The organism is Paenibacillus lautus, from assembly GCF_050482385.1.
Lineage (GTDB): Bacteria > Bacillota > Bacilli > Paenibacillales > Paenibacillaceae > Paenibacillus_AQ > Paenibacillus_AQ lautus_B.
Map to the genome: position 1 here is coordinate 87,114 of NZ_JBCNHV010000019.1, position 26,695 is coordinate 113,808.

Here is a 26,695-nt window from a genome sequence, read left to right on the forward strand (position 1 = left end):
ACGGTCAGTATAGCGTATAATAGTGACAACTATTGTCATAGTCATCAAACGATACGGAGCTGATCTTATGTCCAAATCCAAACGTCTCATGGAGCTGATGATGACCGTGAACCGGATGCGGAAATTCACGGTAAGGGAATTGGCCGATCAATTCGGCGTGTCCTCTCGCACGATCTTGCGGGACCTGCAGGAGCTGAGCGAGCTGGGGGTGCCGCTCTATTCCGAGGTAGGACCTCACGGCGGATATCAGGTTCTGAAAGAACGAATTCTTCCGCCAATCGCTTTTAGAGAGGAAGAAGCCGTTGCGATGTTTTTTGCCAGCCATGCCCTGCGTCACTATCTATTTCTTCCCTTTGAAGCCGAGTCCTCTACCGCACTTCAAAAATTTTATTATTACATGCCCGGGGATGTGCGCGACCGGATTGACCAGATGAAGAACCGGGTGGATTTTCTGACGCATACCAGGCAGCAGAAGGTTGAATCTCTCGGCGTTCTGCTGGATGCCGCCGTCGATCAGCGGGTCGTTACGGTGTTATACGAGAGCAGGGAAGGCTATGCCGAGCGAAGCATCCAGCCCGTGGGCATTTATGCAAGTAATGGCTTCTGGTATTGTCCCGCTTATTGTTTTCTGCGCGATGATTTTCGCCTGTTTCGCTGTGACCGCATGAAGTCCGTGGCCTATGATACAACCGGAATCGAGCAGCGGAATCACCGCCATATCCATCTGGGCAACTGGAGGGAATACGGAGCAGAGAAATCGGTCTATGTCCGGATGGTGATTGAACTAAGCCGGGAAGGCGTTCAGCGCTGTGAATCCGAATTGTGTCCTGTTCCCCGCATTGACATGCAGCCGGATGGAAGCGGACGGCTCGATCAGAACGTCCCTGCGAGCGAACTTATGTATTTTGCTAAATTTTTTATCGGATTAGGAAATGAAGCCACCGTGAAGGAGCCGCAGGAACTGGTGGTTCGCATCAAGGGCATGCTCACAGAGATGATGGCGAAGTATGGATAGAGGTAGTTAACTCTCCTTTTTCGTACAAATAAAGAAACGGCGGTACAGGGATGGTCTCCTTGTACCGCCGTTTCTTTATTTTGGTCTATCGTCACCTTCTTAAGCAAATTTTAACTGGTATATGTGCCGCTCATCCTTTTAATCGTTCGCCTTATCCGTTCCTTCGCTTGGGATCCCTTCATAAATAATTGGATACGACTGACTTCCAAGCAGCATTCTCCGCCCCTGGAACTCATCATACAGATTGATGCGAACAGCCCCTCCGCTTACATTTTTGCCGAAGTTGTTATTCAATGTAATGGAGTATGATTTATTGCTGCCGATGGTCAAATCGGTGCCGAGTGTTAACGTCTTCTCCGTGGATTGTCCGGTCGGGTCAATAATCTCCATGATGAGCTTGTGTTCATATTCGCCTGTCTCGTAATCGCCATCTCTAGAGAGGTTATAATGAATGACGGTATCAAGCCGATCCTTCCCTTGGCTAAGCTCAGCTTCCCCTCTCGTTATGGAGAGTCTGTACGGGAACAATTCCACACTCCCTAAACTCGCTGCCGGATCTATAACTCTAGGCCTTAAGGCTAATCCCATGGTATTGATCGATCCTGTTGATTCTTCTCCCAAAGCTGTCAGTTTTCCGTTAGACACACCTTCGCCGATATACAGTACAAGTTCTGAAGTATTCACATTCGGCGGAAGCTTGCTCCAAACCGTAACCAGATTTTTTCCATTCGGACTTGTCTTGTCGGCCGATTGGTTGATTTCTGCTTCAAAATACTCGTTGTCCGGTGTTTTGTAGTACGCCACCAGCTGCGCCTGCCTGGAGTAACGTGTTTCCTGACTGGTCATCTCCAGTTCCGTATACATCAAATTGGAGCTGCTTCCCTGATATACCGTAGACATGCGTTCACGGATTTCTGCTTTCTTGCCTGGAGTATTGATACGATAGGATTCGCCTGCAGCAACCTGATTCATTACATTGTTAAGCGCGTTGGTTTTGAGCGACAGAAATTTCGTGACCTTCTCTTCTGATACTTCCTGCAGCTCAATTCGTAACTGATTAAAATTGTAGGAATATGGCACCTTGGCAAGCACATACATCTCTACGGTTTCATTAGGCGCCAGAGTCGTTTGATCGGTTGGCACCACGATTTGAGCCGTACTGCTCAAATCTCGCATATCGGCCTTAACCATGGCTTTAAGTTCAGGCAGCTGTACGGTCGAGTCTTTGGTGTTACGAATGCTGATCCGGGCGGCAATTTGATCGCCGTCCCCCCAAGGCAGCCGTTGATACAAGCTTAGCTTTACGCCGAATTTTCCATGACTATTCTCCATGATATTCTCTAAGCCCAGATGGCTCTTACCTTCTTGAGCATAAGGAATTTTATAATAGGCCGTCGGGAAACGGACCTTCCCTTCCATAGCAGGCTCCATTAATTGCAACTGAAGCATATTCTGTTTCATGTCCAACGGTATGTCTGCCTCGAGATCAATAAGTTTCTCCTCCAGCGGCTTGAGCGTAACATTCTCAAACGCCTTCGCATTTACCGGTATGCTGTAACCCTCAGCAGTTCGGATGGAAAGCTCGTAAGCTGGCAGCTTCACTGATTTTTCGCCGAGATTTTTAACGCGGAATTGAAGGCTCCATTTCCCGGTATCGTTTTCAGCAAATACGGAAGCACTGTTCAATTGCGTTTCAATCGTACTGTGATTAATGGATATTTTTTTAACGGCATAATCAGCCACAGGCACATCAGCGGTAACGGCAGGAAGCTTGAAGGTTTTTACCGGAAGCGTCATTTTCAAACCCTCGTCTTCCTGCGTGAATTGCATCGTCAAATTGTCTGTTTTCAGATTGGAAGGCACCTCAGCCAGATAATATATCGTTCTCTTCTGCCCTGGCTGAATCTTGAAACTTCCTCCTGTATCATCTTCAGGCTCAAGATCGATTACCGAGCCGCCGACTGACTTCAGTTGTGCTTTAAACCCAGGATCGCTTAGTACCCTCTTTCCCTCGTTTGCGAGATGAACCCCGACCTTCATATACACTTTCCCATTATCTTTCATTCGTTGCAAACTTTCCGCCTTGACCGTAACAGGCAGCTGTTTCATCATAATCTTTGCGCTTTTGCCTTTAGCAACAGCATTGTCGGAAGCTACCGCAGGAAGTTTGAACGATTGCACCGGAAGATTTATGTTCAACTCTTTGTCTTCTAGCGCGAGCTGCAATGTCATGCCATTCGTCTTCATCGTGGAAGGAACCTCTGTCCAGTAATAGATCATTCTGCTCTCCTGAGGCTGGAGCTTATAGCTGGTGCTGGCCGAATCGGGCAAGAGCTCATATACCGAGCCGCCGGCTGATTTTAGATAGGCTTTATATCCGGGATCGCTAAGCACCGTGGTTCCTCCATTCGAGAGCTTCATCCCCAGTTTTATATATACTTTTCCATTGATTTTATACCTCTCCACGATATCTGCCTTGGCCGTCACTGAAGAATCATTCATCGTCATCTTCTTGCTCTTGCCTACAGGAACTACAGACGAATAGTGGGCAGGAATCGTGAAACCTCCCAGTCTTTTTTCATAAGTGGGGCTGCTAAAATCCCAACCGAACATGGAAACCTTCATTCCGTTTACCTGTGACGATTTTCCGATATTCACATAGTACGTCACGGATTGACTGCTATTCGCATGCAACGTTCTTTTACCAGCATCACTCGTGACTGCTTTTCCTTTTACGATGGCGCCACTCGGCGTGGAAACCTTGGAGAAATAATCGATCAGATCTATTCTACTGTTACTACGGTTACTGTATTGAAGCGTGTATACCAGAATATTGCCGTCAGGCGCCGTAATCATATCCATCCCCGTCAGCTTCACACTGACGTTCTGCTTCAATGTGACCGAACCGAGTTTATCCAATGTGAACATAGAAGCGGCTGCGGTAGATTTGGAAACGGACGAGTTAGCTGCAGATGCCCCATATGTATCCATGGCAACGAATGGACTCAACACCGCAGCGCTGAGCAGCATGGTCACGCATATCTTTTTTGGCCTGTACATAAATGTACCTCCCGATAAACATAATTTAGTGCAATCGAATCTTATCGCCTTCTTGCAGCGGAGCACTGCTCTCAACAATGATCGGTTGATGCTCCATTAAACCGTCTACTGCCGATTGGTTTTCATTCGAATCCTTGATCGTAATGTAGGTTTTTTTAACAACAAAGCTGTTGCCTAGCGGTCCGTTTCTTTCCTCGACACCAAATACGTACGATTTGTCTCCTTCTTTGTGGATCGCTTCATTCGGTACCAGGATCAAATCATTCACCGTTTTAATCAATTGGGTCTCTGCCGGCTCTCCGCCCTTTAGCTCCTTATCCTCAATAGCAATAACCAGTTGTTTCATAGGTGTTGTGTAAGCAGGTGTGTTTCCACCGTTTTCTGGTTCACTAAGCGGTTGTTCGGTATCTTTAATATCCTCAATGCTCCCCTCGACTTGTCTGGCATTACTGCCTCCTAATCGAACATTCAATCTTGCTCCTTTTTCCAGATTATCAATTAATGTAGCTGGAGCCGTAAACTCAAACACAAAGCCGAGTTTCGAATTGGCGAGAATGACATCGGATTCTTCCCCTTTTGATTCAAGCCCCTCCACTGCATTAACCTTCATAATGATCCCGTCAAAAGGTGCAATCAATGTGCTGTTTTCTTGCAAATCCTCCTGCAATCTCTGAACTTTCCGTCTTTGGACATCGATATCGATTTGAGTCCTCTTCATATCGTTTTTAGCTTTTACGATTGTTTTCTCATCGTCGCTTATCGAAGCTTCCTTATAACTATTTTGCTGCTCCTTTAGCGTTAGCATGAACTGGCTCAATTGCGTCTCTTCATCCTCGATCTGACGCTGGAGCGTCTGTTGGTTGTAAACAACAAGTATCGCTCCTTTCTTAACCGTTTCACCTTCCTTGGCATGGACCTTCTCAACTTTGCCTCCTGCAGTGCCCGATAAAGATGCTGTCTCACGCCATTTCACAATTCCCATGCCTTGAAAAGTGTGGTTTAACTCCCCTCTTTCCGGAGTTGCAACTGCAACCTTAGGGAGCGTTAACGCCTTTAGCGTATTGCTAAACAACGTCAATGCAACGAGTAGCAACACAAATAAACCAAAGAAAATGCGAATCCTCCGTTTGCGTCCAGATATCGTTTTACTGGCAAGTTGCACTTCCATTCATATCCCCCCGTAATTGACTAACCTTTAACTCCGGATAGCTGAATGCCCTGTACAAAATAAGACTCAGCGTACAAATACAAAAGCACCATCGGAGTCATGTATAGGACTGATGCAGCAAAGGCGACACCCCGTGCATCTTTATTAATGTGCGACAAATACAGCGACAACGGTTGTTTAAAGGCATCCTCAAGAAAAATAAGCGGCTGCTCGACCATATTCCAATGATCAACGAATAGCAGAACGACGAGCGCAGCCATACCCGGCTGAACAAGCGGGACAATAATTTGATAAAAAATTCTCAAATGCCCCGCGCCATCTATTTTAGCCGCTTCGATATAAGAATTAGGAATATGCATCACGAACTGTCTGAGCATAAATACACCGAAAGCACTGAATACACCCGGCAGTATAATCGCTGAGGTTGTATTGATAAGCCCCAGCTTATCGGCAATGATATAATTGGGCACGAGTGTCACCTGAAATGGCATAAGCATCGTTAAAACATATAGAAAGAACAGCTTGTCTCGTCCCGGAAATCTCAGCTTTGCAAACGCATAGGCAGCTAATGACGCTACCAGCACTTGCAAAACAATAATAGGTACGACCATAAACACCGAATTCCAAAACATTTGGAGGAACACAGGTTTGTGAACCAGTACCTCTGCATATTGACGGAAAGATACCCAATCAGGAAGCAGCTTTACATTAATAAATCCATCTTTTTCCCCTGCTCCTATATCGATCAATTGGCCAATGAGATGATAGTTATATTCGATTTCGGCCTCCGTCATGAATGAGTTTACGACCGTGATCACAATCGGTAACAGCATCATCAAAGCCAGCACACCCATCATTATCGATAGACTAAGCTTTTGAATGAAAGTCAATTTTCCAACCACCTTGCCTATTCCATTGAATTCCTAAAACGACGTTCAACAGTTAACATCATCATGACAAAAATAAGAATACAGACGACCATTAACACAGCAGCAGCAGTCAGTTTCTGAACATCGAGAGAAAGAAACATGTTGTTCATATAATGTTGCAACATATAAATACGGTCATGCGGATAATCGCCTGCAATCAGATATGTTTCGCGAAACACTTTGAATGAATTAATAATAGACATCAGACAAACAAACACCATCGTTGGAGTCAAATAAACCAGTGTAATATGAAACCATTTATGAAATCTGCCCGCTCCTTCGATATCTGCCGTTTCATAGTAGTCTTTGGGAATGCTCTGCAGCCCCGCCAGAAATAATATGATGTTGTAGCCAAGATTTTTCCACGTATAGACGATGGCCAGCACACCAATGGACCACTCCGATTTCATCCAATCAATCCGCTCCACATTGAAGTTCTGCAACCATGCATTTAAGGTGCCATTCCAGTCAAATACAATTTGCCAGATCATCACGATCGATGCTACGGGGACGACCAGTGGCAATACAAAAGCGGTTTGCAGCCAATTCCGAAGAAATAACTTTTTGTTTAACAGCTGCGCAAGCAACAATGACGCCAAGATCATAAAGGGCACGCTCACACTTGTGAATAGAAACGTATTCGTCGCTGCCTTGCGGAAGGAAGAACTTGCAAGCAATGTATCGTAATTATCAAATCCAACAAATGAACCATCGATCGTACTATCCTGAAACGAATAGAGAAATCCCATGCCGAACGGAACGAGATAAAAGATAGAAAAACCGATCAGGCTTGGTGCCAGGAACAGAGCTGCAACGAACCAGTCTTGACGCAGCTTGCCCCTCATTTTTCTCCAGAATAGATTGCCTTTCACCTTATACCTCCTTCACCATTTCGAAAAAGAGAGAATGAACCCTGGACCAACTGTTCAGGGCTCATCCCTATTTGTCTTCCTATTCGTTTAATACAGTGGTCACCCTGTTTTGAATAAGCCCTGCCACCTCTTCGGGTGATTTTTGCCCAGTGAAATAAGCGTGGGACTCTTCGGTTATGATGTCATTGATTTTAGATTCCTTGTATTGTACGGGATACTTCGCGTTGACCAGAAACTTTTCCAGGTCGTCGATGTCCTGTTTTGTAATGTCGTATATGACTCCTTTTAACGGTCCAATCGTCTGATCAGACTCCACTTTTCCTTTTTCCAATGCCTTTTCGGCAATTGATGCGTAGGACTTTTTATTTAATGGAAATCCCGAACTGCTTGCAACATCCTTCATCTCTTCAGATATCATAAATTTCAAGAAGTGCCACGCCTCTTCCTTAACTTCAGACTTCGCGTTAAGGCCTACCATTTGATATGTTCTAAAGTAACCCCCTGCTTCCTGTCCGCTTCCATTCGGTCTTAAGTAAAGCTTAGACCTGTAATCAGCGTTATTCGAGTAATATTGACTCTGCTTCAGCACACGTACATAGTCGCCCGGGGAGTTAATTTGAGTTTCTCGAAAAAGAACATTGTTTGCTGCTGGATCTATAACTTTCTCATCCACTAAACGTTTTACTTCCTTAAGCAAATCGATAAAAGCAGTGGATTCAAAATTGGCCTTCCCGCTTTCTTGCTCTACAAACGTTGCATACTGGTCGTTAACAAATTCACTAACATATTGACTAACTTTAAAATCCCCTGGAATGATACCTGCTGATCCACCTACACCTAGCCCCGATGCTCCACCGTTCACAGTCTTGCTAATTTCCTTCGTTATGTTGGCAAATTGGCTCCAATTCCAATGACTGTCGTCGACTGTTACACCACTCTTCTCGATCATCGTTTCATTGCCAACGAGAGCGTAAACGAAAAAGCCCATTGGTATTCCGTATAATCCACCATTTACTTGGATTCCTTCCAAAATATTATTGAAATAGTCGTCCCTATTAAAAGTGTCGTCATGATCCATCATTGTGCCCAAATCAACTAGCAGCTTTTTGTTTACATAACTCTCGGTTGGCAAGTGATCCATCTCAATCAGATCAGGTCCTTTACCCGATAGCAGTGCCGTTCCTATCGTTTTCTCGTACTTTTCCAGCTTAGCCTCGCCATCTGCATCCGTAGATTCAACATATTGAACATCGATTGTGATATGAGGGTATTTTGCTTCATATCTCTTCTTTGCTTCTAAGAAGAAATTCTCGTGATAAAAGGTAGAAAGGACGATCGTTTTTTTCTCCGTGTTATTAGACGACGATGTCTCATTTCTTTCTTTTTTTGTCAAGGATTCCTCCTTTTCCGTTGTAGATGTAATTGCTTCTCCCCCATTGCCATTACTCGAATGGCTGCACGCCGTAACGATGATCATAAAAATCGCAGTTAAAATAACAATCGATTTTTTCACGTTGGTTCTCCCTTTTTCGTTAATGCTGATTCTTCGTTCCCGCGCTTCATTATCAATCAAGATCCATTCCGCTCCATGCGCTGCTCCCTATTCATTCAAATAGGTCATGATCCGGTTCTGTATGAGCTCAGCGGTGGCTTCGGCAGATTTTTGACCCGTGAAGAATGCTTTGGCTTCCTCGGCGATGATCTTTGAAAACATGTTATGTTCGTCATCGTATCCATAATTTCTTAAACGTGCCTCCGATACCAATTCCTTAAATGGTTGAAGATTCTCTTCGGTTGCTTCAATGACCTTGCCAGCCTTGGGATCATTAATTCCTTTCTCCACTACATCTTTGATAGCGTTATCGTTGACCGCCTTATTTATCGAAATATTAGATAGCTCCGGGAAGGACTGCATCTCTTCTGACATTAAGAACTTCATGAAATTCCACGCTTCCCCTTTGAGCGTAGAATTTGCATTCATCGCTAGCTCTCTGGTCACGCTAAAGGATACGCCTGATTGTTGGTCCGCTGAATGCGGCTTCTGAAAGATTTTTGCGTTATCGTAATATAAACTGAGACGGACAAGATAATCTGAAGGGGAGAGGATTCTAGAGTGCAAGAAATTCGTTTTTTGCGAGCCCCCAACGACTTCCGACGTGATAATATTGTCGTCATACAATGTTTTCACTTGCTTCAGCAAATCTATGAATAACGCGGAGTCAAACGATGCCGTCCGCCCATTGACCAATTTGGCATAATTGTCGGATACAAGGTTATTTAACAGCTGTTCCGGAGGCCAATTATCCATGGAGACGGAATGCCCTCCCTTATTAGCCAGCTCTTTGCTTATTTCTGCAAACTCGCTCCATGTCCACTTCTTATCATCGATGGTGACACCAGCATTCTCGATAATTGCACCATCCCCAAACAAAACTTCTAAGCCAAACTCTAAAGGAAGGGTATAAATACCGTCATTCATTCGGGAATTTTCAATAATATTCATTTCGTACAGGCTGGGATCAAAGGTGGTATCCCTCTGAATTAGCTCTTCTAAATTAACGAAGGCCTTTTTGTTAACAAACTTCTCAATGGGCAGGGGAACAACTGAAACAGCATATAAATCCGCTCCCTTACCTGATAACACCTCTGTCGTGATCTGTTTGACATATCTCTCCACTTCAGCTGGGCTCATCATTGCACCCTCAGTAGGAAACTCTTTGAACTCAATCGTCGTATTCGGATGCTGGGCTTCATATTTCTGCTTCGCTTGCAGGTAGAAATCGTCCGCTGCAAGGAGAGATACAACAACAGTTTTCTTGCCGTCCTTCGTTTCATCAACCGGCATTCCTTCTTCTTCTTTCGCTTGATTGTTACCGTTACTATTACTGCTTGTTCCATCTGTCGTCTGCGCCCCCCCTTGATTGCCGCCAGTAGGGGCACTGCAAGCAGAGACCATGACCATGATGAACGTGAATAGAATGACCATCGCTTTTCTCATTGTTTTTCTTCCTTCCCATAATCGATCTCTCCGCGATCGTCCCGCGAAAGTTACTCCATTAAGTGTAGTACAGCGATATATGAGGAGTTAGATCGACTTGTAATGAAGTTGTAAAAATAAAAAAAAGAACCGTCAGAGGTAAATGATTCCCCTGACAGTCCTTGGTTTATCGCCGTTAGAACCGGTTGGTGTGGTCTTCCCGCACCGGGTTAGGCGAGCAGGTCTGCTTAGAGTCTGGAATAGTAACTAAGCAGCGCCATGACATCCTTACTGAACCCGATAATTTCATTTCGTTTCAAATCGACGGTAACATTATATTTTAGCTTCTCCCCGTCCTTGCTCATGTAATACAATTCCACAACACTGCCCGAGCGCGTCATGTCCTCATTCAGTGTTAAATCGGGCAACGGATAGCTCCCTTTATGCTGAATAAATGCTGTTGCGAGAGGTTCAACTTTGTTCATATGATATTTCACCATTAGATCATCTTCCATTGTAGACCTGGCATGATCCTGCATCGCCTCTCGCCTTCTGACAGCTCTAATGACATCACCGTCCCTCGCATTCAGCACGATTTGATAGCCTTCATCTGGATCGGTCGGTTTGGTCAGCGTCGTATAATATACGCCGCTAGAATACGAAGAAAAATCAATTTGATCGTTCACCTTTAGTTCTGGAACCGCTGCTGAACCCCCTGCTGGCGTAACGACGAGGCCCTTCTCCGCCTCATTTAGCATAACTTTAAACTTGTTCTGGTCAATAACCGCCAAATCGAATTGGAGCTCGTCCTTCGTCAAGTTTTCATCGAAGTACTTATTTACCGCATTAAGACTAAGTGTCTTCACCGCATCCTGGGACAGAACGCCCTCATATTCCTCCTCAATATCCTCGTTCTCTCTGATTATTTTTTTAACCATGACGGTATCTTTGGGAATCGTATTGAAGACACTCTGGCACCCTGTCGTCAGGATGATGAACGACACACAAATGATAACTACAATAAGCTTGTTCATTCCTTTATCCCACCTTTCGGATGGGTAAGCGCGAATACGACTTCTACGGTAGTACCCTGGTTTTCATTGCTGTTTACCCGAATGACGGCATTGTGGACACTCGCGACATTTTGACATAACGCAAGACCAAGACCTGCCCCTTTACCGTTTCTTGTTCTGGATTTATCCACCATGTAAAAAGGCTCAAAAATTTTATCCTGATGTTCCTTAGCGATCCCAATGCCCTGATCCGTCACTTCAAGCACACCATCCCCGTCGCGCCGTACGACTCGCAGCGTAATGGTCTGCTGTTCATCCGAAGCTTTGATGGCATTATCCACCAGATTGAAGATCAGAACTTTGATCAAATCCTTCTCCAATCTCAGTTCGACCGGCTCGCACTCCGTAACGATTGTCACCTGCTTTTCTTTGGCCATCATGTCCAGAGCAGGCTTGATTTCAGCTATAACCGCTCCCAAATGATGCGGCTCCATCTCGAATTGATCCTCTTGCAACACAATCAAATTCATCAGCTTCATGGACAACATCTGTAATCGCTTGCCTTCTGAATAAATCACATTGAGACCGTCCAGAAACGTTTCCTCATCATATTTGGTTGTTCTCATAAAATTCGCATAGGCGATAATGGAAGTCAGCGGCGTATTTAATTCATGGGTAAAATTATTGATAAACCGCTGTTTCTCTTGATTGTTCCGCTCAAGTTCCGTGATGGTGTCCTCCACAACCGCGGCCATATTGTTGAAATTGTAGGCCAGCATCCCGATTTCGTCCTTTGATTTCAACTGGACACGTTCGGAGAAATTCCCCTGTGCAATGACCTGAGCTGTTCGACCCAGCCGATCAATCGATCTCGTCAGTCCCCGGCTTACAAAAAACATGATCAGCATATAGATGAAACAAGCCACCACATCCACTTGTACAAAGAACTGATACTGATCTACACGGTCCTGATATAAAGAGGTGACATCTACCATATAGGTAAATAGATAGCTTGTTCGGTTCACATCCACCGTATTGGATGTGAACAGGATCGTTCGCTCATGGATATCCCGCAAAATATAATGGATTTCATCCGGGCCCAGCTTGCCCAGTTCCTCACGTTGTGTCGGCATTTGGAAATCGGTATTACTGAAGACCGCTCGATTCTTCTGATCCCTGATATCCAAATACACACGCTGTTCATGATTTGTACCCACAAATTCATTAGCGATTCTCGTTAATACGGTTTTCTCATAATCAATCGAATCATAGATGCGAAGGATCGGTACAATCGCGTTGACACTGGATTGAATACTCATATTTTGGCTTAACGCACTATTGATCTCCTGCTCAAGCATTCTATTGTGGCTGCGCTCGATAACCATAATGGAGGCTGCGTTAAAGATAATGACGAAAACTAGAATCGAGAAGACATAAATTTTTTGCCAAAATTTCATCCCCTCAATCCTCCAGCCGATAGCCGAGTTTATAAATGGTCTTGATATGATCTTGCAGCTCTAGTTTTTTGCGCAGTGATTTAATATGCATATCGACCGTTCTTGTTTCGCCATAATATTCGGCGCCCCATACTTTGTCGATGAACTGCTCTCTTGATAAGGCGATGTTCTTGTTTTTCAGCAGAACGACAAGCAAATCATATTCTTTGGGCGTTAGCTCTACAACTTTCCCCTGTTTGGTTACTTCCCGTTTGTCCAGATCGACGAGAAGGGTTTGGAATGCCATCACCTGTTCTTCCTTGTCATATCTTCGCAGTACCGTTTCTATACGGGCCAGCAGTTCAATCGCTTCGAAAGGCTTGACCATGTAATCATCAGCGCCCATCTTCAACCCGTCCACTTTATCATAAACCGAGTTTTTCGCCGTCAAAAAAATAACTGGAATTTTGTACGGCTTAATTCGTTGCATAAGTTCAAAACCGTCCAGTTTCGGAATCATGACATCCAACAAAATGAGATCGAACTTTTCCTGTTGCACTAGCTTAAGCGCAGCTTCGCCATCGTAAACCTCCATCGTTTCGTAGCTCACGATATTGAGATTCATTTTAATGATTTTGGATATATGAACGTCGTCTTCAACAATCAAAATCTTTTTGCTCATCCTCTGAATCTCCTAACACAAATGATAGTCTCTATCTTAAGGCTACGATAACGAAGCCATATTAAAATTGCAACCGTATCCTAGACTCAAGCACTAACTTTGGCGCTCCAGCCAAATATCTTTTACAAACGTTTGTCATTTTGGAAGTTAACTGAAAAATGGTCTGCGTCATTATATACAGCAAACTCATATCCTTTTTCCTTGTAAAAGGCAATGATTTCGGGAAGCGCTTGTAAGGTTTGTAGTTTTTCATGCATGAGAATAACTTCTCTGTCAATTCTAGTTTGCCTTTTAATGTTTTCTACAATTTGGTTTGGGTTATCTTTTAAATCCCAGTCCTTAGAATCAATGGTCCAATCCCAAACCTTCATCCCGGATTTTACAATCTGATTACGAACCTGTTCACTTTCCAATCCGGGTGCTGAACCATAAGGTGGACGAACCAACTTAGGATTGGTACCTGTAATATCTTTAATTAGAGACAGTGTTTCTTTCATCTCGGATACAAACAATCCATTATTGTATAACTTTTTGTAATCATGCGATATACTATGAGCTCCGACATAATGGCCTTCTTCTGTGGCTCGTTTGACACTTTCCTGCAAGTCGTTTTTTTGTAAATTAGTCCCCTGCATAAAAAAGGTTGCTTGTATACCTTGCTCTTTCAATACATCTAAGAATTGCTCCGTTAACGTAGTAGGACCATCATCAAACGTTAAATACACAACTTTGTCCCCAGGCTTTCCGCCTGATTTTTTTGGGCTTGCTGGTTGTTCGGTGCTTTCTATGATATTTTCTTTGGCTACAACGTCTTCCTCAGGAGCAGCCGTGAGTTTCCCTATTAAAAAGATCATTAGGAAACTAGCTGCTAAAACTACGACTAATCTTCTTCTCGCCTTGATTACCCTGCTTTTTTTATTATCATTTCGTGATATTCTCATTATTTATCTAGCCCTTCTATGAAGTTTTCAGAAGCGTCACGAGCCCCTTTCTAATCTTCTCTATTCGTAAAATAATCTTTGATCCCGTTCACGATGCCTTGAGCCGTTCGATCCTGATGACTTTCACTGAGCATTTCCATTTCATCGCCCGGGTTCGTGAGGAACCCTACCTCCAACAGAATCGCGAGATTGTTGCTTCCCGTCAGTACCTTCCAACCTTCCTTTCTCACGCCGCGGTCCCTGAATCCCGTAGCCTCCACCAAGCGCTCGTGCACCTCGCGCGCGAACGGAATACTATCGTCCGCATAATAATAGGTTTCAGTGCCAGATACACCGGGATCTTGATAGGTGTTCCCATGAATAGAAACCAATGCATCCGCATCGAGATCGTGTGCGAATTGGTTACGATCCTCCAGATGGACAAAGGTATCGTCCGTACGTGTCATATACGCCTCGAACATAGGTTCTTGCTGGAGCAATTCGAATACCTTCTGTGACAGCGCCAGTGTGTACGCTCTCTCATGGTTGCCGCTGACGCCTTCCGCGCCGGGATCCTTGCCTCCATGCCCCGGATCGATCACGATTTTGTAACGCTTAGATATTTCTTGTGGCACTGCCGTTTTTGGGAACAGTGCAACTTTTAACTCCGCGGAAACCGAGGGTGAAAATTGCTCGTAGATCGACCAAATCATTCCTATCAAAGCAACAACAATGACCACCAATATCGCTTGGCGGCGTTGACGCTGTTTTCTGTTTTTCCTTTTCATACAATCTCCTTACTCCGATTAATCGGTACATGCTGATATCTTCAATGACTCAACAAGTGTAGCAAGTCGATATATGATAAGTTAGATCATCTTGTATAGAAGTTGTAAAATTTGATTTCAACTGACAGCACACAAGAATAATCCACAAATCAGGTTTGAATTCCCATCAAAAATAGCATCTCTAAGGAGACGGCTACCGCCGAATCCTATGGATGCACATATAGTTTAACTAGATAATTAAATGTTACATGATCCTCGATTGTTCACGATTTGACCAAACAAACTTTCGGGTTGAATCATTCTTCCTCGGCAGCGGGTCCTTGCGCAGCATGCGGACCGCCAAAAGAAGGGGGCGTCCCAAGTCTTTTTAGACTTTTGGGACACCCCCATTTTTCACCTTAGGCCTCACACGTAATAATCCATTATAATGTCACGTCTCCTGTTCCGTAATGAGGAAAAACCCAGATGGCTAATCTGGGTTATTAGTTATACGTTTTGTATTCGACATCTACCGCTCCGCCCGGTAAACCGAACGCCCTCCCTTGACAGTCTCCACTATGCGAAGACTTCCCTCTTCTTTCTCCAGCAGCACGAAGTCGGCATGTGCCCCTCTCTTCAATCCGTAACAGTCTGATTTCCCCATCGCCTGCGCTGGCAGCGTTGAAGCCATGTCCCAAGCTTCAGGAAACGTGCACAGCCCCGACTGAGCCAGCCGCCATACCGCATCGGCAAGCATCATGGCCGAACCGGCCAACAGCTCGGGCTTGCGGGCGAGATGCAATCGGCCTTCGGGCGTTAAGACGACATTGCCGCCAATATGGGTGTCGTATTCGCCTGGCGGCATACCGCTTAAATAGACGGCATCGCTGACGAGCAGTGCTTTGGAGGACTTAGCGCGGAGCATCACTTTGATGACCGAATCCGGCAGATGGTACCCGTCCGCAATTATTCCTGCCCACAGCTGATCTTGCGCAAGCTGCTCCCATATATAATTCGGATGGCGCGGCAGCGTTAGATGCGCGCCATTGCCTAGATGCGTGGACATCGTCGCTCCCGCTTCCACGGCTTCCCGAATTTGCGCAGGCGTAGCGGCAGTATGCCCGATCGATACCCTGATCCCCGCCTCTACGCACGACCGGATAAAACTCGCAGCTTCCGGCCACTCCGGCGATAGCGTCACGATCCGAATCCGATTTCCCGATGCCGCCTGCCATCTTGTAAACAACGCCCAATCCGGCGCTTTGATGTACCGGGAATCATGGGCTCCCCTGGGCCCTTCCTCCGGAGAAAGAAAGGGGCCCTCCAAATGAATCCCTCCAATGGTTGAACCGACCGCTTCATCCTCCAGGCAAGCCGCATCGATAACACGCAGCAAATGTTCGATCTCTTCATCGCCATTGGTAATGATGGTTGGGTAGTACAGCGTTACGCCCTTCTCCCATAAACACCGGGTTGCCTGAATAACCGTCTCCGTTGTGAGCGGCATGGAATTGAAATCATGGCCGAAACCACCGTTAATCTGAAGATCAACCAGTCCAGGAGCGATCCAGGTGTCCTCTTCATCATCATGAGGAAGCATCTGCTCGATCCGGCCGTCAGAGTTCCATGTTAGCTTTATCCGCTCACCTGTTGCGTAATAACGGCCCCTACGAACAAGGGCATGGCTATCCATTCTGGATTTCCCCATACGACTCCAGGTCCACGTACAGCATGCAATCCGCATGCCGCCGCAGAATACTGGCAGGACAGGCCTCACTTATATCGCCGTGCAGCGTTCTTTGTACCGCTGCCCGCTTGCTTGCGCCCGGAACGACACAGAACAGATGGGCACCTGACATTAACGCCGGAATGGTGAGCGTAAGGGCGTATTCCGGAACCTCCTCCAAGCTCGCGAAGCAGCCGTCATTCACCTGCTGTCGGCGGCAATCCTCGTCCAGCTTCACCCGTTTCACCCATAAAGGATCCGCAAAATCGGCAACAGGTGGATCGTTAAAGGCGATATGTCCGTTCTCGCCAATGCCCAGGACCACCATATCGATCGGCGCAGCGGTAATCAATCCGCTGTATCTGTCGCACTCCGCTTCAGGATCATTCATGCCGTCGATCAAATGCACCTCTCCTGGAGATACCAAATCGAACAGCTGCCGGGATAAAAAGTTCCCGAATCGCTGAGGTGCCGACGGAGGCAGGCCGATGTATTCATCCATATGAAAAGCCGTGACCCGGCTCCAGTCCAATCCTTCCGATTGAACCAGCGCCGCCAGGCACTCATTCTGGGACGGTGCGGCTGCGAAGACGATGCGAATGCGCTCTTTCTCGGCCAGAAGGCGCTGCATGGCCGCGCCGATATCGGCGGCCGCAGCTTTCCCCATCGCTTCGCGCTGATCATAAATGCAGACCTTCAATTGATCTTGAACGTCTTCAAGAACAGGCTTTATACTGTGCTGAGACATCATAAACTCACCTCCACCCCCTACAATACCGGCGTTTCGGCCTGCAGTTCGATTTCCTTGCGCTGCCGGGAAGCTTCATATGTGCCAAGAATAATCTCCAATGAATGCCGGCCGTCCTTCCCGGTGACGACAGGCTCGCGGCCTTCACGAACGGCAAGCGCCATATCTCGAATTTGCAGCCGGTGCCCGTCAGGTATAACTTTAAACGCTTCGAACTCAGGCAGATGAACTTGCTGGCCATCGATCTCAAGAGATACGATCGTATCTTCTTCAATGACGAGCACACCCTTCTCTCCATGGATCACCAGCCGCTGCCCTTTCCCGTCGCAAGCTGTCGTTGTGATCTCCAGCACGCCCAGCGCGCCGCTTTCAAATTCAAGCGCAGCGATAACGGTATCTTCGACTTCGATATTGCGCAGCACGGCCTTGGCCTTCGCAGACAAGGAGGCAACGGGTCCAACGAGCCATTGCAGCATATCCACCGTGTGAATTCCCTGATTCATCATGGCCCCGCCGCCATCCATCTCCCAGGTCCCGCGCCAGCCCGCACTGTCATAATAGGCTTGATCGCGGTACAGCATGACATACGCCGAGCATAAGCTAAGCTTCCCAAGCCGTCCTTCTTGGATGGCCTGCCGGGCATATCGGGCCTGCGGGGACATGCGCCTCGGAAAGACGGTTGCCAGCAGCACCCTGTTCTCCGCGCATACCTCGATCATACGCTCCACATCGTCAAGCCGGATCGCCATCGGCTTCTCCACCAGCACATGTTTGCCCGCCTGGGCAACCATCGCCGTCTGCTCTGCATGCATACCGCTTGGCGTGCAGATACAGACCACCTCCACATCCTCGCGTGCCAGCAGTTCTTCCACGGTGTCGCAGATATCTCCTCCGTACGTTTCGGTCAGTTTGACCGCAGATTCCCGTTTCGTATCGAATACGGCGGCAAGCTCAGCTTCCTCTGTATTCAAGATGCCCTGAGCATGAATATCCGCAATAATCCCACAGCCGATGATACCGAATCGGACGGGCAGCTTTTCCTTTGTCATGTATCCTACGCCTCCTCAATATGCTCTGTTTGCGGTGAAAGCCGATACGTTCCCTATTCCCGGATCAGGATCCGTGCCTCCTCATCGGCCGTTACCGTAGCCTCCGAGGCTTTGTAAATATCGTCATGCGTGACCATGCCTGCTTCTCCCTCCAGCCGGTTCAGAAAATCCTGCGAAAGGGAGAACGCCGGCGGCGTTAAAGGCAAAGAGCGCAGCTCCTGATCGGTGATAACAAGCGCAACCTCATGGCTCGATAATAAAGGATCGCCTTCCAGCCGAATTTCGGCAATGCCGCGCGTCCCCGTAATGAATATCCGGCCGTCTCCCCAAGTCCAACTGCCTGCCGGTGTATGCCAGTCCGCGTAAAGCTGTGCCGTGATCCCACCAGCCATGAATACCTGCACGCCGGCCGCATCGTAGAAGGTCGGGTATTCCGGCAGCATATGCTTCGCCAGATAACCGGATGTCGTCTCCACTTCCCGGCCCGTCAGCCACCTTAACAGGTCGAAGTCATGCACGAAGAGATCGTTGATGATGCCGCCGGACTGCCCTCTGTCAAAATGCCAGGCCGGCCGGGATTCCGGATTCAGCCGATGCGGCTTACGCATCGAGATATGGACAATGTCCCCCAATTCACCCGCCCGGATCATCCGATGAACGGTGTGGAGAGAAGGGCGGAAACGCTCGGTCAGCATCATGCCTACCTCGATCCTTCCCCGCTCCAGAACGCCGCGCAGCCGGGTCAGCCCCGCCCGATCCGTCACGGCGGGCTTGTCGATCATGATTGGTTTGCCATGGAGCTCGCACAGCTCAATGACATCCATCTTCTCATGGTTAATGGCCGCGCAGCCGATAACACTCACTCCTTTATCGCTCAGCAGCGATTCCCGATCCCCCGTAAGTTCCAGGCCGTACCGGTCGGCAAGAGTACGGGCTAACGGCTTATTATCCGGTTCGTATACTCCTGCACATTCGTAGCCCAGGGCCAGCATCTCCTCGATAAACATGCCGATGTGGGCATGCTGACAGCCGATGATTCCAAATTTCCGCGCTTTCCCCGTCATCTTGTCGACACCTCCACAGCCTGCAGCCATTCCTTGATGACCGACAGATCATAAGCGAGCCGTTCCTTCGGCGGATAGGGTGCTGCGCATTCCAGCGTAAGCCAACCTGCGTACCGCTGTTCCCGAAGTCCCCTGAGCAGCCCGCCGTGATCCACTTCTCCCTCACCAAGGCGGCACTGCAGGAAGAACTCTTCCCCGTGTCGGGTCAAATTCTTGAACGTTCCCGGCGGGCCCCCTTGCCTGATCCGCCGTTCATCCTTGATGTGCACATGGAACAAATAGCTTCCGAGCTGCCGGACCGACGTTTCCCCAAATTCCGTGTCCGTGATGTACATATTCCCTGCATCATGAATCAGGCCAACCTGATCATCGCCTATCAAATCCAGCAGTCGCAGAGCGCTATCTGTCGTCTCTACCAGGCTCTGATTGTGAATCTCCAGCACAATCCGTTTTCCCGCAGCGCGGGCTTCCTCCGCGCATTTCCGAATCCAAAAAGCCGCCTTGGCATAATGATAATCCTCCGCCAGGAAGGCATTCGGCCCTCCCTGAAAGATCCGGATCATGCCCGCCTCCAACATCACCGCGCGTTCCAGCAGGCCCATAAACTGATCATATGCCTCAGCACATTCCGCATCTCCGCTTGTCGAGAAATGTCCCATATAACCGGCCAATGCAGGAATCTCCAAGCCATGGCCTTCCGCAACAGCCTTCATTTCGCGAACCCGCGGCAGTGAAGCTTCCGGACTTAAGTGCGGTTCGCGGCAGGCGATTTCGATTCCGTCGAAACCGAGCCCGGCCGTGATCGACATCGCTTCATGGAAGCTGTAATCGATTAACGATCCGCTGAATGCCGCTATTTTCATCTCGTCTTTCATCCTTTCCTTCACAGACATGGTCCCTTCCCGGGCCGATGATAACACTCCATTATTTAATCCCTGCCATATTGTGGTTCTGCACAAAGTATTTCTCGGCAAACAGGAATACCAGCAGAATCGGAACGAGACTGACCAGTGCGGCCGCGATCATAAGCTGTTCATTGCCGGTCCATTGGCCTGATAAGGAGAGAATGCCGATGGGCAGTGTATACTTCTCATTCGAGGTCAAATAAATAACAGGCGTCAAAATCTCGTTCCACTTGCCCATAAACGTAAAGATCGCCAGCGTCGCCAGCGTAGGCCTGGCCATCGGAATAAAAATCCGCAGGTAAATCTGGAACGGATTGCAGCCCTCCATCTTGGCCGCCTCCTCGTACTCCTTAGGTATATTCATAAAAGCCTGCCGCATGAGGAAAATCCCAAACGGCTGAGCCAGCCATTCGATAATCCACAGCGGCGTGAGTGTATCCAGCATGTTCAGCTTATTAAAAATGATGAAATGCGGGATGATGATGACCACCGCCGGAATCATCATCGTTCCCAGCACCATCACGAACAGCGCACTTTTCAGCGGAAAGCGCAGTCTTGCGAACGCATACCCGACCATTGAGCAGGAGATCAGGGCGCCGACGACGGACAATACGGCTACGAAGATGCTGTTTAATGTGTAGCCGCCAATATTCCCAAGCTGAAACACCTGCGCGTAGTTAGACCATTGGAATACCTCGGGAATCCAGCGGGGCGGAACGGTTGTATATTCCTTGTAGGTTTTCAATGAATTCATGAGTGCCGACAGAAACGGCACGATCATGATAAGCGAGCTGATCCCGATCAGCACGTAACCGATGCTTTTTCCCATCAGCTTTCTTCTCATGCGAGGTTCCTCCTTCCTCCGATGCGGTTCCACATCTGCAGCTCCATCTTGATCGCTTGATCAGTCATAGTGCACCCACTTCTTCTGACCCCTGAGCTGTATCAGCGTCAACAGGAAGAGAATCATGAACAGCACCCAGGCAATGGCTGAAGCATAACCCATCCTCATAAACGTGAACCCTTCACGATATAAATACAGCATCATGACCAGACTGGAGTTATTCGGGCCTCCTGCCGAGCTGATGTCGCCCCTGCCGGTCAGCACATAGATCTGTTCGAATGCCTGGAAGGTAGAGATCGTGCTCATGATGACCACCAGGAACGTGGTCGGCGAGATCAACGGAACCGTAATGTAGCGAAATTTGCGCAGAGCTCCTGCGCCGTCGATCTCCGCGGCTTCATACAGATCCCCGGGAACGCTCTGCAGACCCGCCAGATAAATGACCATAATATAGCCGATCCCTTTCCAGACCGCGATGAAGACAAGCAGCGGGATGGCCAGCTTCGGGTCCTGCAGCCAGCCTTGCCCCGCCAGCCCCAGCTTGGCAAGCAGCGTATTCGCTATGCCGAAGCGAGGGTTGAATACGGCGTCAGCGACGTACAAGATGACGGTCCATGAGGAGATCACCGGAATAAAATGGGCCATTCGAAACCATTTAAGCCCTTTCAAACGCTGGTTTAGCGCGACAGCCAGTACTAAAGCGAGAAAAGTCTGGAGCGGCACGAACAGAACTGCAAAATACAAGGTGTTCCACAGGGAACGCCAGAACATCGAATCCTCGGCCATGCGCCGGAAATTATCCAGTCCGCTCCACTCGGGCGGATTCAGCATATCGTAATCGGAAAAGCTGAAGTACAGGGATGCGGCGAGGGGACCCGCCACAAAAATGATAAAGTGGAGAAAATAGGGGGAGGCCATGAGCAGCCCCCATCTCCCCTCATGATCCCATTTCCGTTTTCGGGCGGGCTTTCCGTGCGGCATCGGATCGGCTTTGAGTGCTGCATTGTCGTTTAACGTATTGTCCATTTCACTCCCGCCTTTCTTCCACCCTTGGTTTTATTTTTTATAGAAATCATCGAGGACCGCCTGAACGGCTGCGTCCGCTTCGCTGAGCGCTTGATCGATGGTCGCATCCCCCAGGAAGGCACGCTCCGCATGTTCGTTGAATTTGCCTACCCATTCTTCCCAGACCGCGTTATTGTCGAGCGTCTGAGCGAACTCCAGACTATCCAGGAAGGCCTGGCGATTAGCCGGCTGCTCACCCGCCTTGAGGAACACTTCGGATTCCGCTACGGATTTTTTCACGGGCACGGCTTCGCCAAGCTCGGTCCACTGCTTCTGCACATCGTCTTCCGTCGCCCAGTATTTAATCCACTCCCAGGCAGCTTGCGCTTTCTCGTCGCTCGACTTCTGGTTAATCACCCACGAGTTGGCGATGACCGGGGACACCCGCTTGCCGTCAGGTCCCTTCGGCAGCAGCGTTACATCGTAATTCAGGCCGGCTTCATTCGCTGCCTGTACCCGGGCATAGATGCCGATCCGCATGGCTGCCGATCCGCTTGGGAACACAGCGGTATTGCTCTGAAAGCTCTTCAAGTCGACCGGATCGGTAATGATGCCGCGCTGCATGCCGTCGACCATCCATTCGAACGCCTGCTTGTTCTCCGGCGAATTGATGATGGAATTTTCCGCTTTCTCGTCAAGGGTTCCGCCGCCGTAGGATTTCATCACCGAGAACCAGCCTTCGGTAATGCTGAAGAACGTCAGCCCAAACTGGTTCACACTGGCTGCGTCGAACCCGCTGTCCTCGGCTGTTTTTCCACTGGCATCCACCGTCAGCTTGGCTGCCGACGATTTCAGGTCTTCCCAGGTCCATTCATCCGTTGGATACGCTACGCCCGCTTTATCAAACAGCTCCTTATTGTAAAACAGCACGCCGACCTGAATGCCCTGCGGTACGCCCCAATAGCGCCCGTCCGCATCCTTATTAAAATCGAGGCCGTAGTACTCGTCGGCTTTCAGGTCTCTTGCGATCCAATCCGTCAGATCCTTGGCGGCGCCCCGCTGGGCGTATTTCATGACGTAGACGCCGTCAGACAGCCATACATCCGGCGCCTGGCCGGCCGCGATCTGCGTATCCAGCTTTTGATAGAACTGCCCGTATGGCGCGCTTTGCGTTTTCACCTTAATGTTCGGATGCTGTTTTTCGAACTGCTCGATCAGCTCCTTCATCTTCGTATCGGAGCTGTCGCTGGAATAATACCCCAGCAGGATTTCAGCCTTTTTCCCTTCATCGCCTCCGGTGCCGGGTGTGGCAGTACCACCCTTTCCTTCACCAGCATTGCTGCAACCGCTTACGATAACGGATATCAGCAATAAGGCCGTTAACCAGCTGTAAAGCCCTTTTCTCTTTTTCACAAATCCTCGCCCCCTATTGTTTGAAAAATGGATTAATGCGATTGTAGTTGATAACGACCGAATGCGCCCATGTGCTTTCTTAGCCCACTTGTGATTTCTTGCTGCGACATCATGGTTTTTTATTTACAACTTGTGTTTTTTTGCTACAATGTTCCTTAAATTCCCTACTTCAATGCGAGGAAGGCGGAAGAGCGATGAACATCCAAGGCGTTTCCACCGGTAATCTGACCATTAACCAACGTTTGTTCGTTCTGATCATCCTATTCATTGGCCTCCCCTTCTTTCTGCTCGGCAGCTTCTGGTACCAGTCGTCTACCGAAGCGATAGAACAGTTTGCCGCAGGCGCTAACAAGCGTATCATCGAGCAAACCAACGTCTCGCTGGATTCGTACATATCCAATCTGGAGAATTCTACCTATCCCTTTATCCACAACCCGCAGATCCAGCAATTTCTCTCGACCACCCAGCTTACTCCCTATGCGTACTTTCAGCTTGCCAAAAAAGTGGAGGACGACTTGTTTGCCCAGATGATCTACGGCCGGTCCGATATTATCGGAATCTCGCTCGTCGCCGAGAACAAGAGACAAATCACCGATTACGAAAGCGCGCCGGGGCTGCTCGATATGAGTGAAATCCGCAAACGCAACCGTTCCTTTCAAGCGCAGCTGGATCAATTCAACGATTTTCAAATCATCGGCCTCAGCCGGGTAGGAAACACGCCAGCCCTTACCGTCGCCCGGAAGCTCTATGACAATTCTTCCTTTCTCTATAAAGGCTTATTGATTGTCGATCTCAATCTGAAGCAAATCGGAGCCATCTGCTCTAATGATTCGCTGGGCGGCTTTGACGTCTGGATCATGAGCAAGGATGGGCAGATGATCTACCACCCGGATCCGAGTCGGGTCGGAACCCAAGTCGAACCGGGGCTGTTAACGCATATTCAAAACCGGGACTCCTCCTTCTTCCGGCATCAAGACGCAGCTTCCAGCACCGAAAAGATGGTCCTGCATGAACGCTCGCAGATCACCGGCTGGACGGTCGTCGCTGACCTGCCGCTGAACAATCTCATCGGCGGTTTGATCACCCAGCGTAATTACTCGCTTGCGGCCGCAGCCATTCTCTTGATCATTGCATTGGCGCTTGTGGGCGGATTCTCCTTGTCCTTGACGAAAGCGCTATCCATGCTCCAGAAGTTGATGGCCCGCGTCGAGCGGGGCGATTTTGTGCTTCCTACCAAAATGAACCGGTTCCGCAACAATGAAATGACCGCCGTATTCCAGAGCTTTTACAGCATGACGGGAGAGTTGAAGCGGCTGATCCGGGAGGTTCAGGATTCCCAACTGAAGGAGCGGGAGCTCTTGATCAAGCAGAAGGAATCCGAGCTCCGCTCCATGCAGTCCCACATCAACCCGCATTTTTTGTACAATTCACTGGAGATTATTAATTCATATGCCATTGCGGACGATCATATGGAGATCAGTCGCATGACGCGGGCGCTGGCCCATATGTTCCGTTACAATATCGGCCATGCCGGGTCTGTCGTGCCGCTGCGGGAGGAGATGACGCATGTCCAGTATTATCTCGATCTTCAAAGCGCCCGTTTCCGCAGACTCCAGATTGATATGGATGTGAACGAACGGGACCTGGATCGCGTAAATGCCGTCAGACTGACGCTGCAGCCAATCGTAGAGAATGTGTTCATACACGGATACCGAGGCAAGAAGCCAAGCTACCTCGGGATAAGCACCCGTGCGGAGGCGGGCTATTTTGCCATCATGATCCGTGACAAGGGGATTGGCATGGCAGCGGAAACGCTGTGGCAGATCAGGCGAATCCTGCAAACCCGAGAGAAGCCGGGTGAAGACATTCTGCGTAACGGCGGGGAGGAAACGACCAGCGGCATCGGGCTCTTAAACGTACATCAAAGACTTCAGCTTACCTTCGGTGACGAGTATGGCCTGCACCTTGTGGAGTCCGTGCCCTTGGAAGGCACGATATTTGAGATTAGACTGCCGTATAGGACTAGCGAGGAGGGACACCATGTACCGGTTAATGATGATTGATGACGAATACGCCATTCATTTGAGTTTGCGAAAGCTTGTTGAGAGGTCCGGTCTTCAAATTGTGGTCACCGGCGAAGCCGAAGACGGGGTTGAAGCTCTGCAGATGCTAGAGAACAGCCGGCCCGATATTATCGTGACCGACATTTGCATGCCTGAAATGGATGGACTGGAATTTATCCGCCTTGTCCGGGAGTCCCATCCACAGATGCATTTCATTATTCTGTCGGGCCACGACAACTTCGAATTTGCACGTCAGGCCCTGCGCTATGGTGCATCAGATTTCCTGTTGAAGCCGATCGACCCGGTGCAGTTCCATACAACGCTGGAACGTGCCTGCAGGGAGCTGGATAACCGGAAAGTGCGATTCTCCCGGCAAACGGAATGGACGCTTGCGCAGCAGCGCCATAAAGCCAGGCTCGCCCAGCTGCTGTATTCTGCCGATGAGCAGGGAGCATTGGAACAAATCCGCGAGATCATGTCTCTTTTTGAGACGAGGGGGCCCGAAGAGGTGAGCTTATCACGATACGCTCATATGCTGATACAGGATTTGCAAGCTGCGCTTGAAGAACGCGGTTTGCTTCTTGCAATGGAGATCGGCGAGGATCAATGGCCGCAGGACGATCCCATGGCCTGCCGCCGTCAAATCGAGGATAAGGTCAAGGAAATGCTGGCGTTAATTAAGGGTTCTCGAAATCTAGGGTCTCGCCACAATATTCAGAAAGCCAAGCGATACATTGAAGAGAATTACGCGATGGAGGATTTGTCCTTACAGGAGGTGGCTGATTCAGTGGGGATGTCGGTCACGTATTTAAGCCGTACCTTCAAGAGCGAAACGAATATGAACTTCGTGAAATACCTGGTGCAGGTTCGCATGGAAAAAGCGAGGGAATTGCTGGCGGAGTCTGAGCTTTCTGCCCAGGAAACGGCCTACCGCGTCGGCTTCTCGGACTATGTCCATTTCAGCAAGACGTTCAAAAAATTTCATGGCCTCACCCCTTCCGCTTACCGAAAGCAGTGCAAGGCCATGTATGGAGGATGA

Annotated in this window: 22 protein-coding genes; 3 read left to right on the top strand and 19 right to left on the bottom strand. The window is 48.6% G+C overall.

Going from position 1 to position 26,695, the window contains the following annotated elements; genetic code table 11:
- Positions 1-67 precede the first annotated feature (67 nt).
- Complete coding sequence (locus ABEW73_RS23120; protein WP_430165823.1) at positions 68-1,015, top strand: helix-turn-helix transcriptional regulator; 948 nt, start codon at positions 68-70, stop codon at positions 1,013-1,015.
- Positions 1,016-1,153: 138 nt separating this feature from the next.
- On the opposite strand, the gene ABEW73_RS23125 is transcribed toward ABEW73_RS23120, so the two are convergent.
- The 19 genes from ABEW73_RS23125 to ABEW73_RS23215 all read right to left on the bottom strand — a co-directional run bounded on the left by ABEW73_RS23125 (position 1,154) and on the right by ABEW73_RS23215 (position 23,593).
- A complete protein-coding gene (locus ABEW73_RS23125; RefSeq protein WP_430168461.1) occupies positions 1,154-4,075 on the bottom strand; it encodes a hypothetical protein in 2,922 nt (973 codons plus the stop codon).
- Between the two features lie 25 nt (positions 4,076-4,100).
- Positions 4,101-5,243 (bottom strand): efflux RND transporter periplasmic adaptor subunit, encoded by a 1,143-nt coding sequence (locus ABEW73_RS23130; RefSeq protein WP_430168458.1) that lies wholly within the window; start codon positions 5,241-5,243, stop codon positions 4,101-4,103.
- Between the two features lie 20 nt (positions 5,244-5,263).
- Positions 5,264-6,100 carry a carbohydrate ABC transporter permease gene (locus tag ABEW73_RS23135; RefSeq protein ID WP_430168475.1) on the bottom strand — a complete coding sequence of 279 codons (837 nt, stop codon included), beginning with the start codon at positions 6,098-6,100 and terminating at the stop codon, positions 5,264-5,266.
- A 50-nt stretch (positions 6,101-6,150) separates the two neighbouring features.
- Positions 6,151-7,017 carry a carbohydrate ABC transporter permease gene (locus ABEW73_RS23140; protein WP_430168472.1) on the bottom strand — a complete coding sequence of 289 codons (867 nt, stop codon included), beginning with the start codon at positions 7,015-7,017 and terminating at the stop codon, positions 6,151-6,153.
- 106 nt (positions 7,018-7,123) lie between these two features.
- A complete protein-coding gene (locus ABEW73_RS23145; protein WP_430168455.1) occupies positions 7,124-8,617 on the bottom strand; it encodes an ABC transporter substrate-binding protein in 1,494 nt (497 codons plus the stop codon).
- 27 nt (positions 8,618-8,644) lie between these two features.
- Positions 8,645-10,042: an ABC transporter substrate-binding protein gene (locus tag ABEW73_RS23150; RefSeq protein ID WP_430168453.1), complete on the bottom strand. Its 1,398-nt coding sequence runs from the start codon at positions 10,040-10,042 to the stop codon at positions 8,645-8,647.
- 227 nt (positions 10,043-10,269) lie between these two features.
- The gene (locus ABEW73_RS23155; RefSeq protein ID WP_430168450.1) at positions 10,270-11,055 is read right to left on the bottom strand and encodes a hypothetical protein; all 786 of its coding nucleotides are present in this window, start codon (positions 11,053-11,055) and stop codon (positions 10,270-10,272) included.
- Positions 11,052-12,491: a sensor histidine kinase gene (locus ABEW73_RS23160; RefSeq protein ID WP_430168447.1), complete on the bottom strand. Its 1,440-nt coding sequence runs from the start codon at positions 12,489-12,491 to the stop codon at positions 11,052-11,054. Before ABEW73_RS23160 ends, ABEW73_RS23155 begins: the two co-directional genes overlap by 4 nt.
- 4 nt (positions 12,492-12,495) lie before the next feature.
- On the bottom strand, positions 12,496-13,152 hold the full coding sequence (locus ABEW73_RS23165; RefSeq protein ID WP_430168445.1) for a response regulator transcription factor: 657 nt from the start codon (positions 13,150-13,152) through the stop codon (positions 12,496-12,498).
- Between the two features lie 122 nt (positions 13,153-13,274).
- Positions 13,275-14,093, bottom strand: a complete 819-nt coding sequence (locus ABEW73_RS23170) for a polysaccharide deacetylase family protein (protein ID WP_430168442.1) — start codon at positions 14,091-14,093, stop codon at positions 13,275-13,277.
- 50 nt (positions 14,094-14,143) lie between these two features.
- On the bottom strand, positions 14,144-14,860 hold the full coding sequence (locus ABEW73_RS23175; RefSeq protein ID WP_430168439.1) for an N-acetylmuramoyl-L-alanine amidase family protein: 717 nt from the start codon (positions 14,858-14,860) through the stop codon (positions 14,144-14,146).
- 508 nt (positions 14,861-15,368) lie between these two features.
- Complete coding sequence (locus ABEW73_RS23180) at positions 15,369-16,532, bottom strand: N-acetylglucosamine-6-phosphate deacetylase (RefSeq protein ID WP_430168436.1); 1,164 nt, start codon at positions 16,530-16,532, stop codon at positions 15,369-15,371.
- Entirely contained in the window at positions 16,525-17,313 is a 789-nt protein-coding gene (locus ABEW73_RS23185) for a glucosamine-6-phosphate deaminase (RefSeq protein ID WP_430168469.1), read from the bottom strand. Before ABEW73_RS23185 ends, ABEW73_RS23180 begins: the two co-directional genes overlap by 8 nt.
- 20 nt (positions 17,314-17,333) lie before the next feature.
- A complete protein-coding gene (locus tag ABEW73_RS23190) occupies positions 17,334-18,362 on the bottom strand; it encodes a Gfo/Idh/MocA family protein (protein ID WP_430168433.1) in 1,029 nt (342 codons plus the stop codon).
- 53 nt (positions 18,363-18,415) lie between these two features.
- Entirely contained in the window at positions 18,416-19,426 is a 1,011-nt protein-coding gene (locus ABEW73_RS23195) for a Gfo/Idh/MocA family protein (RefSeq protein ID WP_430168430.1), read from the bottom strand.
- The gene (locus tag ABEW73_RS23200) at positions 19,423-20,289 is read right to left on the bottom strand and encodes a sugar phosphate isomerase/epimerase family protein (RefSeq protein WP_430168427.1); all 867 of its coding nucleotides are present in this window, start codon (positions 20,287-20,289) and stop codon (positions 19,423-19,425) included. Before ABEW73_RS23200 ends, ABEW73_RS23195 begins: the two co-directional genes overlap by 4 nt.
- Positions 20,290-20,350: 61 nt before the next feature.
- Positions 20,351-21,175 carry a carbohydrate ABC transporter permease gene (locus tag ABEW73_RS23205; RefSeq protein WP_430168424.1) on the bottom strand — a complete coding sequence of 275 codons (825 nt, stop codon included), beginning with the start codon at positions 21,173-21,175 and terminating at the stop codon, positions 20,351-20,353.
- Positions 21,176-21,235: 60 nt separating this feature from the next.
- Positions 21,236-22,201: a carbohydrate ABC transporter permease gene (locus ABEW73_RS23210; RefSeq protein WP_430168421.1), complete on the bottom strand. Its 966-nt coding sequence runs from the start codon at positions 22,199-22,201 to the stop codon at positions 21,236-21,238.
- A 30-nt stretch (positions 22,202-22,231) separates the two neighbouring features.
- Complete coding sequence (locus ABEW73_RS23215) at positions 22,232-23,593, bottom strand: ABC transporter substrate-binding protein (RefSeq protein WP_430168419.1); 1,362 nt, start codon at positions 23,591-23,593, stop codon at positions 22,232-22,234.
- Between the two features lie 194 nt (positions 23,594-23,787).
- Between ABEW73_RS23215 and ABEW73_RS23220 the strand changes: the two genes are divergently transcribed.
- Both ABEW73_RS23220 and ABEW73_RS23225 read left to right on the top strand, forming a co-directional pair.
- The gene (locus ABEW73_RS23220) at positions 23,788-25,656 is read left to right on the top strand and encodes a sensor histidine kinase (protein WP_430168416.1); all 1,869 of its coding nucleotides are present in this window, start codon (positions 23,788-23,790) and stop codon (positions 25,654-25,656) included.
- Entirely contained in the window at positions 25,634-26,695 is a 1,062-nt protein-coding gene (locus ABEW73_RS23225; protein WP_430168413.1) for a response regulator transcription factor, read from the top strand. Before ABEW73_RS23220 ends, ABEW73_RS23225 begins: the two co-directional genes overlap by 23 nt.

What these genes read in the sequence shown, in the direction of transcription:
- ABEW73_RS23165 (WP_430168445.1), bottom strand. Translation starts at nt 13,152, where the DNA reads ATGAGCAAAAAGATTTTGATTGTTGAAGACGACGTTCATATATCCAAA.
- ABEW73_RS23170 (WP_430168442.1), bottom strand. Translation starts at nt 14,093, where the DNA reads ATGAGAATATCACGAAATGATAATAAAAAAAGCAGGGTAATCAAGGCG.
- ABEW73_RS23140 (WP_430168472.1), bottom strand. Translation starts at nt 7,017, where the DNA reads ATGAGGGGCAAGCTGCGTCAAGACTGGTTCGTTGCAGCTCTGTTCCTG.
- ABEW73_RS23120 (WP_430165823.1), top strand. Translation starts at nt 68, where the DNA reads ATGTCCAAATCCAAACGTCTCATGGAGCTGATGATGACCGTGAACCGG.
- ABEW73_RS23220 (WP_430168416.1), top strand. Translation starts at nt 23,788, where the DNA reads ATGAACATCCAAGGCGTTTCCACCGGTAATCTGACCATTAACCAACGT.
- ABEW73_RS23150 (WP_430168453.1), bottom strand. Translation starts at nt 10,042, where the DNA reads ATGAGAAAAGCGATGGTCATTCTATTCACGTTCATCATGGTCATGGTC.
- ABEW73_RS23155 (WP_430168450.1), bottom strand. Translation starts at nt 11,055, where the DNA reads ATGAACAAGCTTATTGTAGTTATCATTTGTGTGTCGTTCATCATCCTG.
- ABEW73_RS23210 (WP_430168421.1), bottom strand. Translation starts at nt 22,201, where the DNA reads ATGGACAATACGTTAAACGACAATGCAGCACTCAAAGCCGATCCGATG.
- ABEW73_RS23190 (WP_430168433.1), bottom strand. Translation starts at nt 18,362, where the DNA reads ATGACAAAGGAAAAGCTGCCCGTCCGATTCGGTATCATCGGCTGTGGG.
- ABEW73_RS23125 (WP_430168461.1), bottom strand. Translation starts at nt 4,075, where the DNA reads ATGTACAGGCCAAAAAAGATATGCGTGACCATGCTGCTCAGCGCTGCG.
- ABEW73_RS23135 (WP_430168475.1), bottom strand. Translation starts at nt 6,100, where the DNA reads ATGATGGGTGTGCTGGCTTTGATGATGCTGTTACCGATTGTGATCACG.
- ABEW73_RS23195 (WP_430168430.1), bottom strand. Translation starts at nt 19,426, where the DNA reads ATGACGGGGAAAGCGCGGAAATTTGGAATCATCGGCTGTCAGCATGCC.
- ABEW73_RS23180 (WP_430168436.1), bottom strand. Translation starts at nt 16,532, where the DNA reads ATGGATAGCCATGCCCTTGTTCGTAGGGGCCGTTATTACGCAACAGGT.
- ABEW73_RS23130 (WP_430168458.1), bottom strand. Translation starts at nt 5,243, where the DNA reads ATGGAAGTGCAACTTGCCAGTAAAACGATATCTGGACGCAAACGGAGG.
- ABEW73_RS23160 (WP_430168447.1), bottom strand. Translation starts at nt 12,491, where the DNA reads ATGAAATTTTGGCAAAAAATTTATGTCTTCTCGATTCTAGTTTTCGTC.
- ABEW73_RS23205 (WP_430168424.1), bottom strand. Translation starts at nt 21,175, where the DNA reads ATGAGAAGAAAGCTGATGGGAAAAAGCATCGGTTACGTGCTGATCGGG.
- ABEW73_RS23185 (WP_430168469.1), bottom strand. Translation starts at nt 17,313, where the DNA reads ATGTCTCAGCACAGTATAAAGCCTGTTCTTGAAGACGTTCAAGATCAA.
- ABEW73_RS23225 (WP_430168413.1), top strand. Translation starts at nt 25,634, where the DNA reads ATGTACCGGTTAATGATGATTGATGACGAATACGCCATTCATTTGAGT.
- ABEW73_RS23200 (WP_430168427.1), bottom strand. Translation starts at nt 20,289, where the DNA reads ATGAAAATAGCGGCATTCAGCGGATCGTTAATCGATTACAGCTTCCAT.
- ABEW73_RS23175 (WP_430168439.1), bottom strand. Translation starts at nt 14,860, where the DNA reads ATGAAAAGGAAAAACAGAAAACAGCGTCAACGCCGCCAAGCGATATTG.